9 protein-coding genes are annotated in these 8,577 nt (G+C 71.0%); 5 read left to right on the top strand and 4 right to left on the bottom strand.

Going from position 1 to position 8,577, the window contains the following annotated elements; translation table 11 throughout:
• Window positions 1-18 precede the first annotated feature (18 nt).
• Both AB0M59_RS53210 and AB0M59_RS53205 read left to right on the top strand, forming a co-directional pair.
• Complete coding sequence (locus AB0M59_RS53210) at window positions 19-1,191, top strand: branched-chain amino acid ABC transporter permease (protein WP_364631987.1); 1,173 nt, start codon at window positions 19-21, stop codon at window positions 1,189-1,191.
• Window positions 1,188-2,438, top strand: coding sequence for an ABC transporter substrate-binding protein (locus tag AB0M59_RS53205; RefSeq protein ID WP_364631984.1), 1,251 nt, complete (start codon window positions 1,188-1,190; stop codon window positions 2,436-2,438). Before AB0M59_RS53210 ends, AB0M59_RS53205 begins: the two co-directional genes overlap by 4 nt.
• Here the strand turns inward: AB0M59_RS53205 and AB0M59_RS53200 are convergent.
• The gene (locus AB0M59_RS53200) at window positions 2,407-3,447 is read right to left on the bottom strand and encodes a Glu/Leu/Phe/Val dehydrogenase dimerization domain-containing protein (RefSeq protein WP_364631981.1); all 1,041 of its coding nucleotides are present in this window, start codon (window positions 3,445-3,447) and stop codon (window positions 2,407-2,409) included. The two genes, AB0M59_RS53205 and AB0M59_RS53200, sit on opposite strands and share 32 nt — an antisense overlap.
• Before the next feature lie 80 nt (window positions 3,448-3,527).
• On the opposite strand from AB0M59_RS53200, the gene AB0M59_RS53195 reads away from it, so the two are divergent.
• The 3 genes from AB0M59_RS53195 to AB0M59_RS53185 all read left to right on the top strand — a co-directional run bounded on the left by AB0M59_RS53195 (window position 3,528) and on the right by AB0M59_RS53185 (window position 4,979).
• The gene (locus AB0M59_RS53195; protein WP_364631990.1) at window positions 3,528-3,989 is read left to right on the top strand and encodes an Lrp/AsnC family transcriptional regulator; all 462 of its coding nucleotides are present in this window, start codon (window positions 3,528-3,530) and stop codon (window positions 3,987-3,989) included.
• Window positions 3,990-4,111: 122 nt separating this feature from the next.
• Entirely contained in the window at window positions 4,112-4,369 is a 258-nt protein-coding gene (locus AB0M59_RS53190) for a hypothetical protein (protein WP_364631979.1), read from the top strand.
• Between the two features lie 40 nt (window positions 4,370-4,409).
• Window positions 4,410-4,979 (top strand): GNAT family N-acetyltransferase, encoded by a 570-nt coding sequence (locus tag AB0M59_RS53185; RefSeq protein WP_364631976.1) that lies wholly within the window; start codon window positions 4,410-4,412, stop codon window positions 4,977-4,979.
• Between the two features lie 79 nt (window positions 4,980-5,058).
• Here AB0M59_RS53185 and recN read toward each other — a convergent pair whose 3' ends face one another.
• From recN to AB0M59_RS53170, 3 genes are all read right to left on the bottom strand, one after another.
• Window positions 5,059-6,840: a DNA repair protein RecN gene (gene recN, locus AB0M59_RS53180; protein ID WP_364631974.1), complete on the bottom strand. Its 1,782-nt coding sequence runs from the start codon at window positions 6,838-6,840 to the stop codon at window positions 5,059-5,061.
• 90 nt (window positions 6,841-6,930) lie between these two features.
• Complete coding sequence (locus AB0M59_RS53175) at window positions 6,931-7,857, bottom strand: NAD kinase (RefSeq protein ID WP_364631971.1); 927 nt, start codon at window positions 7,855-7,857, stop codon at window positions 6,931-6,933.
• On the bottom strand, window positions 7,854-8,577 hold a 724-nt coding region (locus AB0M59_RS53170; protein WP_364631968.1), incomplete at its 5' end, for a TlyA family RNA methyltransferase. The genes AB0M59_RS53175 and AB0M59_RS53170, both read right to left, overlap by 4 nt.

The raw sequence follows: 8,577 nt of genomic DNA, 5'->3' as shown, positions 1-8,577 counted from the left end.
GCACGAGGGAGCGAACCCGTGTCTGACAGCGCCGTGTCCGAAGTGGACGCTCTGCCCGAAGCCGCCGAGCCGCCGCGGCCCCGCCGTGACCTCGCGAAACTGGTGCGCCCGGTCGCGTGGCTCGTGCTGCTGGTGGTCCTGCTCGCCCTGCCGCTCTACCTCGACGCCGCCTGGCTCAAGGCCGGCCAGTACATGATGATCGGCGGGGTCGGCGCGATCGGGCTGACGCTGGTGGTCGGGCAGGCCGGGCAGCTTTCCCTGGCGCACGCGTTCTTCCTGCTCGCCGGCGGCACCGCCTACACCGTCCTTTCCGGACCGATCGGCGACGACCGCGTCATCGGCTTCGGCCTGGACCCCGGTCTCTCGCTGCTCGGCGCGGTGGTCGTCTCGGCACTGCTGGGCCTGGCCTTCGCGCCGGTGGCCGGGCGGCTGCGCGGGATCTACCTCGGCGTCGCCTCCCTCGCCCTGGTCTTCCTCGGCCTCTACTTCGGACAGTCGGCCGAGGAGCTCACCGGCGGGACCTCGACCGGACGCGCACCCGCGCCGTTCTCGCTGTTCGGCTTCCCGTTCACCAACGACGGTCCCGAAATCACCGTGCTCGGCGTCCCGATCCGGCAGGCCGAACGCACGTGGTACCTGTTCCTGCTGCTCACCGTGCTGGCGTACGTGATCGCGCGCGGCGCCGTCCGCGGCCGCGTCGGGCGGTCCTGGCGGGCGGTGCGCGACAACGAAGCCGCGGCCGCGGTGATGGGTGTCAGCGTGCTGCGCGCCAAGGCGGGCGCGTTCGCCGTCTCGTCGGCCTACGGCGGTCTCGCCGGCGCGATGACGGTGCTGTGGTTCGACATCCTCAAGCCGGACGAGAGCGAGTTCGGCACCTACGGCATCAACGTGTCCATCGCCTACCTCGCGATGGTCATCATCGGCGGCCTCGGCTCGGTCCCCGGCGCCCTGGTCGGCGCGCTGATCGTCAACGGGCTCCCGCAGGTGCTCGCCCTGTACTCCGCCGACCTGGGCTGGTTCGCCGGCACCGGCGACGGCGCGCTGACCCCGATCCTGGTCAGCTCGTTCGTCTACGGCGCCGCGATCATCCTCGTCGTCCTGTTCGAGCCGGGCGGGCTCGCCGCGATCGGCCGCCGGCTCACGCAGCGACGTTTTCGCCGTCAACCCAGTCACCACGCGGAGGAATCATGAAACGCACACACCTGGCGGCGGCGCTGGCGGCCGTCCTCGTCCTCTCGGCGTGCAGCACGAAGGCGGGTGACTCCGGTTCGTCCGGCTCGGACAGCTCCGGCGTCAAGACCGGCAAGGGGGTGACGGCGACCGAGGTGACGCTCGGCGTGATGACCGACAAGTCCGGCGTCTTCAAGAACCTCGGCCTCGGCGTCACGCAGGGCAACGAGCTGTGGGCCAAGGACTTCAACGCCGCCGGCGGCGTCTGCGGCCGCCAAGTGAAACTCGAAGAAGTCGACCACGGCTACAAGGCCGACACGGCGAAGACGCTGTACCCGCAGATCGAGCCGAAGGTGCTCGGGTTCGTGCAGCTGCTCGGCTCGCCGGTGGTGGCCGCGCTGAAGCAGAACCTGGCGACCGACAAGGCCGTCGCCGCGCCCGCGTCGTGGTCGTCGGAGCTGCTCGACAACCCGTACGTGATGATCGTCGGCACCACCTACGACGTGGAGATGATCGACGGCCTGGCGTACCTGCAGGAGCAGGGGCAGCTCAAGGACGGCGACACGATCGGGCACGTCTACATCGACGGCGAGTACGGCAAGAACGGCCTGCGCGGCTCGCAGTTCTACGCGAAGAAGCACAACCTGACGGTCAAAGAAGTGAAGATCACCTCGACCGACAGCGACCTCACGAACGTCGTCACCGGCCTCAAGGGCGCCGGGGTGAAGCTGATCGCGCTGACCACCACGCCCGCGCAGACCGGATCGGCGGTCGCGGCGAACAAGGCGCTCGGGCTGAATGTGCCGGTGCTGGGCAACAACCCGACGTTCGACCCGGTGCTGCTGAAGAGCCCGGCGGCGAACGCGCTGGACAAGCTCACCGTCGTCGCCAGCAGTGTGCCGTTCTCGGCCGACCTGCCGAAGGCCAAGGACGTCGCGGCGAAGTTCAAGGCCGCCTACAAGGAGACGCCGAACGGCGGTGTCCCCTACGGCTACGCGGTCGGCGAGGTGTGGGGCGCGGTGCTGAAGAAGGCCTGCGACAACAAGGACCTCACCCGCGACGGCATCGCCGCGGCGCTCAAGCAGACGACGTCGGCGAGCACCGACGACCTGGTCGCGGCGCTCGACTTCTCCAAGCCGGGGACGCCGGCGACGCGCCAGGTCTACGCGGCGACCCCGGACGCCTCCGCCGAGGGCGGCGTCCGGTACGTCAAGCCGCTGTTCGAAGCGCCCGAGGCTAAGGAGTACGTGGCGCCGCACCAGAAGTGAGCCGCCGTCCGGCCAGCGCGGCCGCCTCGTGCAGTGGGGTGGTCGCGTGGGCCTTCGCGGCCGCCAGCAGGTCGGTGACGGTCTTCTCGATCGTCTCGACGCGGCCGAGCGCGGCGTCGTGGTCCAGGCCCTCCGCCTCCCGCGAGAGTGTGTACAGGATCCCGCCCGCGCTCGCGACGTAGTCCGGGACCCACAGGACCCCGCGGGCGGCGAGGTCGTCCGCGACGGCGTCGCCGGTGAGCTGGTTGTTGGCCGGGCCGACGACCAGCGGGGTGTCCAGCGGCGTCTCCGGGCTCAGGACGCCGCCGACCGCCGCCGGGATGACGACGTCCGCCGTCAGCGTGAGCGCCTTCTCCGGCTCGGCCCAGCTCAGCCCGCGCTGCTCGGCTTCGGCGCGCTTCGCCGGGTCGATGTCGGACACGACGACGTCGGCGCCGGCCTGCTGGAGGCTCGCGGCCAGGTGGGCGCCGACCGAGCCGTAACCGCTGACGACCACCCGCCGGCCGGCCATGTCCGCGCTGCCGAACGCGGCGGTGGCGGCGGCCCGCAGCGCGGCCAGCACGCCGACCGCGGTCGGGCCGCTGGACGAGCCGGTGCCGCCGGCGGACTCGGGCGTGCAGAACGCGAACGCCGAGACCTCGCGCAGCACCAGCATGTCGGCCGGGCCGGTACCGACGTCCGGGCCGGCCAGGTAGGTGCCGCCGAAGTCGGCGATCAGGTCGGCGTGGTCGAGCAGGACGTCCCGGCGCTCCGCCGGCGAGAGCACGCGTCCGGGCTCCAGCGCGATGACGCTCTTGCCGCCGCCGAACGCGAGCCCCGCGACGGCGCACTTCGCCGTCATCGCGGCCGAGAGGCGCAGGACGTCGTCGACGGCCTGGGTGAGGTCGGCGTACGGCTTCAGGCGGCAGCCGCCGACGGCCGGGCCGAGGGCGGTCGAGTGGATCGCGACCATCGTGGTGACGCCGGATCGACGGCCACGCCGCGCGACAAGCTGTTCATGTGCGGTCATACCGACCGAAGTTAGAGTGAACATCGACGCTGTCGACTTGTCGCCGAACGAAATTCGGTGACGCCGAGGAGGTCCCCGTGCTGGACGAACTTGATTCGGCGATCGTCCGGCATCTGCAGGAGGACGCCCGGCAGACCAACCGGGAGATCGCCCGGAAGGTCGGCATCGCGCCCTCGACGTGCCTCGAACGCGTCCGGCTGCTGCGCGAGCGGGGCGTCATCCGCGGCTACCACGCCGACATCGACCTGGCGAGCCTCAACCGCGGCGTCCGGGCGCTCGTCGCGGCGCAGGTGCGGCCGTTGAGCCGGGCGGTGATCGACGAGTTCCAGCGCTCGATCTCGGAGCTGCCGGAGGTGCTTTCGGTGTACGTGACCGCGGGGAGTGACGATTTCCTGATCGAAGTCACGACGCCGGACATCGACGCCCTGCACGCTTTCCTCGCCGACCGGCTCGCCCTGCGCCGGGAGATTGTCGGCTTCCGGACGTCGATCGTTTTCCGCCACCTGCGCAAGACGACGCTTGAACCCCTTCCACCGGGGTAACCCTGGTACGTGCGACACGCCACCCCTAAGTGTTCCCCTGAAATACCCGGGTTCGCACCCTCAAAGGCGCAAAATGTCGGTGGTGGGCGGTCTAATGAGCACGATGGGAAGGAGGCACCGCCATGACAACGGAACTGAACCACCGTGAGCGGGCCACATTGAGAGCCGTGGCCGGGGGCCACGCCGAGATCAGCTGCAGCTGCGAGCCCGACCTGTTCATCGACGGCCTGAGCTGCTGCGACCAGTCCACCGTGCACCGTCTCGCGCGGCTCGGCCTGATCGCACCCGCCAGCCCCGGCAAGTGCGGCACGCGCGTGCCCGCCGTGCTGACCGCGGCCGGTTCGCTGGCGCTGGGCGAGGTTTTCGCCGCCGCCGCGTAATTTCATTGCCACACTCTGGGGTCACTGACAGCATCACCCGATGCACGTATTCCTCGAAACCGAGCGGCTGATCTTCCGCCGGTTCACCGAGAACGACGCCGACGCGCTCTTCGAACTCTACGACGACCCGGCCGTGATGAAGTACCTCAATGGGGGACAGCCGGCGGACCGCACCGAGATCGTCACGCTGGATCTCCCCGCTTTCCTCGGTTACTACGAGCGTTTCCCCGGTTACGGGTTCTGGGCGGCGATCGAGAAGAGCACCGGCGATTTTCTGGGGTGGTTCCATTTCCGCCCGCGCCCGCACGATCCTCCGGACGAGCCGGAACTGGGGTACCGGCTGCACCGGAAGGCCTGGGGCAAGGGCTACGGGACCGAAGGCTCGGCGGCGCTGCTCGCCAAGGGCTTCACGGAGCTGGGGGTCCGCCGCGTCACGGCGGCCACCATGGTGGTGAACAAAGCTTCGCGCCGCGTGATGGAGAAACTGGGGATGACGTTCGTCCGCACGTACTTCGAAGACTTCCACGACCCGGCTCCGGGTTCGGAGCACGGCGAGGTCGAGTACGCCATCACCCGCGAAGAGTGGGCTGCCGCGGCCGGTCGTGAGTGAGAAACAGTGTTCTAACACTGTTTCTCACTCACGACCAGCCGCGGCAGACCGCCCACCGCTACCTCCGCCGGCCGGTGACCTACTTCTTCTTGGCCCGCTTGGGCTTCGGAGCCGGTTCGGCCTTGGCCTTCTCCGCCGTGGCCAGCAGCTCCTCGGCGTGCGCGCGACCCGTCTCCGTGTCGTCCATCCCGGCGAGCATCCGCGCCAGCTCGTGGACCCGCTCGGCCTGGCTCAGGTTCTTGACCCCGCTGCGCGTCACCCCGCCGCTGTGGCCCTTGTCGACCACCAGGTGCTGGTCCGCGAACGCCGCGACCTGCGGCAGGTGCGTCACCACCAGGACCTGGTGGGTCCGCGCCAGCCGGGCCAGCCGGCGGCCGATCTCGATCGCCGCGCGGCCGCCGACCCCCGCGTCGACCTCGTCGAACACCAGGGTCTGCACCGTGTCCGCGTGCGCGAGGACCACCTCGATCGCCAGCATCACCCGCGACAGCTCACCGCCCGAGGCGGCCTTGTGCACCGGCAGCGGCGGCGCGCCGTCGTGGGCCCGCAGCAGCAGCTCGACGTCGTCGACGCCGTCCGCGCCCGCGTGCACCGCGCGGCCGTCGAGGGTCAGCGCGTGCGTGTCGCCGTGCTCGGCCGGGCGCTGCTCGACCGTCACCTCGATCGCGGCCTGGCCCATCGCCAGCCCGGACAGCTCCCGCGTGATCTCCGCCGCGAGCTCGGCCGCCGCCGTTTCCCGGGCGGCCGACACCTCGGCGGCGTGCACGGCCAGCTGCACCGCGAGCTGGTCGCGCCGCAGCGCCAGCTCGGTGAGCGCCTCCTCCGAGGTGTCCATCCCCTCCAGGCGGCGCCGGGCGTCGTCGGCCCAGGCGAGCACGCCGTCGACGTCCGCCGCGTACTTGCGGGTCAGCCGCTTGAGGTCGCCTTGGCGCGCCAGCACTCGCTCCAGCAGCGCCGGGTCGGCGTCCAGCGTCTCGACGTAGGAACCCAGCTCGGCCCCGACGTCGGCCAGCAGCACCGACGCCTCTTCGAGCCGCGGCGCCAGCTCGCGCAGCACGCCGTCTTCGGACGTCGAGAGCCGCCGCAGCGCCTCGGAAACCAGCGCCATCGCGCTCGGGACCTCCGGGTCGCCGTCCGGCGAGCCCGACACGGCGACGTGCGCCTCGGTCGCGGCCGCGCGCAGCTCGTCGGCCGCCGCGAGCCGCTTGATCTGCGCGGTGAGGTCGACGTCCTCTCCTGGCTCCGGCGCGACGGCGTCGATCTCGGTGAGCCCGTGCTTGAGCAGGTCGGCCTGCTGGGCCATCTCCCGCGAGCGCGTCGACCGCTCGGTCAGCTCGGCGATCACCGCCAGCCACTCGGACCGGACCTCGCGGTACGCGCTCAGCGGCTTCCCCACCGCGTCGCCGGCGAACCGGTCGATGACGTCGCGCTGCTCGCTCGGGCGCAGCAGCCGCAGCTGGTCGTTCTGCCCGTGCACCGCGATCAGCTGCTCGGACAGCTCCGCGAGCACGCCGACCGGCACCGACCGGCCACCCAGGTGCGCGCGCGAGCGCCCGTCGACGGCGACGGCCCGCAGCGCGATGACGCTGCCGTCCTCGTCGACGTCGGCACCCGACTCGGTGACGATCCGTTCGGCGCCTTCGACGCCGGAATAGGTGAACCGTCCTTCCACGAACGCCTTGAGCATCCCCGTCCGGACCTTGGACACCTCGGCTCGGCCCCCGGACAGCAGATGCAGCCCGGTGACGACCATGGTCTTGCCCGCACCCGTCTCACCAGTCACGACGGTGAAGCCCGCGTGCAGTTCCAGCAGGGCGTCCTCGATGACTCCGAGGCCCTGGATGCGCATCTCGGCCAGCACGCCGCCTACCGTAGCGGCCCCCACCGACACTCTGCGCGCGCGGGACCCCGGCGAGTCGCCGATATGTTCGAATGAATCGCCCAGCGGTCCTTACTCGCAGGGACGCGCGTGCCGCTCTCGCCAGCTCTTCACCGGCAGCGAGAACTTCTGCACCAGGCGATCGGTGAACGGGCCGTCCCACAGCCGGACCAGCCGGACGGGGGTCTTGCCGCACGTCACGCGCACGCGGGACCCCGCCGGCAGCTCGATGAGCCGGCCGCCGTCGCAGGTCAGGACGGCGGACGAGCCGTCGGGGTCGATCCCGACGGTGATCACCGAGTTCCGCGAGACGACCAGCGGCCGCGCGAACATCGCGTGCGCGTTGCTCGGCACCACCAGCAGCGCCTGGACGTCCGGCCAGATGATCGGGCCGCCCGCCGAGAACGCGTAGGCGGTCGAGCCGGTCGGTGTGGCGCACAGCACACCGTCGCAGCCGAAGGCGGACACCGGCCGGCCGTCGACCTCGATGAGCGCGTCGAGGACCCGCTCGCGCGTGCTCTTCTCGACACTGGCCTCGTTGAGCGCCCAGGTGCGGGCGACCTCGGCACCGTCGTGGGTGACCGTGACGTCGATGGTCATCCGCTCTTCGACCTGGTAGTCGCCGTCGACGACGCGTTGCACGGTGTCGGCCAGCGCGTCCGAGTCGGCCTCGGCGAGGAAGCCGACGCGCCCGAGGTTCACCCCGAGCACCGGCACCCCGGCCGGGCGGGCCAGCTCGGCCGCGCGCAGCAGTGTCCCGTCGCCGCCGAGGACGAACACCAGCTCGACGCCGTCGGCGGGGTTGTCGTCGGGGTCCACGACGGTGCAGGTCGACCCGACGCCGTGGGAGTCCGGGTTGATGAGCGCGCAGACGTCTTCCTCGATCACCCGGATCCGGATGCCGGCCTTGGCGAAGCGCGCCGAAACCTCGCGCGCGGCTTCGCCCGTCGCTTCGCGATCGGGGTGCACCATGAGGAGAACTTCACGGTCGGTGGTCATGCGGGCCCTTCCTCGACGGCGGTTCGGACGAGCCGCTCGGCCTCAGACCTGTCTACCGTGCCGACAGTGGACACAGTGGACTCGGCCACACGTTCTCCGGTGACACAGACTTTGCCCAGCCACACGAAGTACTCGACGTTCCCGGACGGCCCCGGCAGCGGGCTCGCCGTGACGCCGCGCAACACGAGCCCCAGTTTCGCGGCCTCGTCGATGACGGTGAGCACCGATTCCGCGCGCAGCTCCGGGTCGCGGACGACACCGCCGCTGCCGAGCCGGTCCTTGCCCACTTCGAACTGCGGTTTCACCATCGGCACCAGGTCCGCACCGTCGCGCGCGCAGGCGGCGAGCGCGGGCAGCACGAGCTTGAGCGAGATGAAGGAAAGGTCTCCGACGACGAGGTCGACTTGGCCGCCGAGGTCGTCGGGAGAGAGGTTGCGAACATTGGTGCGGTCCATGACCACTACACGTTCGTCAGTGCGGATCCGCCAGTCGAGCAGGCCACGACCGACGTCGGCGGCGATGACGGTCGCGGCGCCGTTGCGGAGCAGGACGTCGGTGAAGCCGCCGGTGGACGCGCCTGCGTCGAGGCAGCGCTTGCCTTCGACGCTCAGACCGTCGAACGCCTCGAGGGCGCCCAGCAGTTTGTGCGCGCCGCGGGAGGCCCAGCCGGGGTCGTCCTCGTCGCGGACGACGATGGGCGCGTCGGACTCCACGCCGGTG

This window comes from Amycolatopsis sp. NPDC051371 (assembly GCF_040682155.1).
In the GTDB taxonomy this organism is placed as follows: Bacteria; Actinomycetota; Actinomycetes; order Mycobacteriales; family Pseudonocardiaceae; genus Amycolatopsis.
The sequence above is the reverse complement of the archived record's forward strand: the minus strand, read 5'-3'. Positions and strand labels throughout refer to the sequence as shown.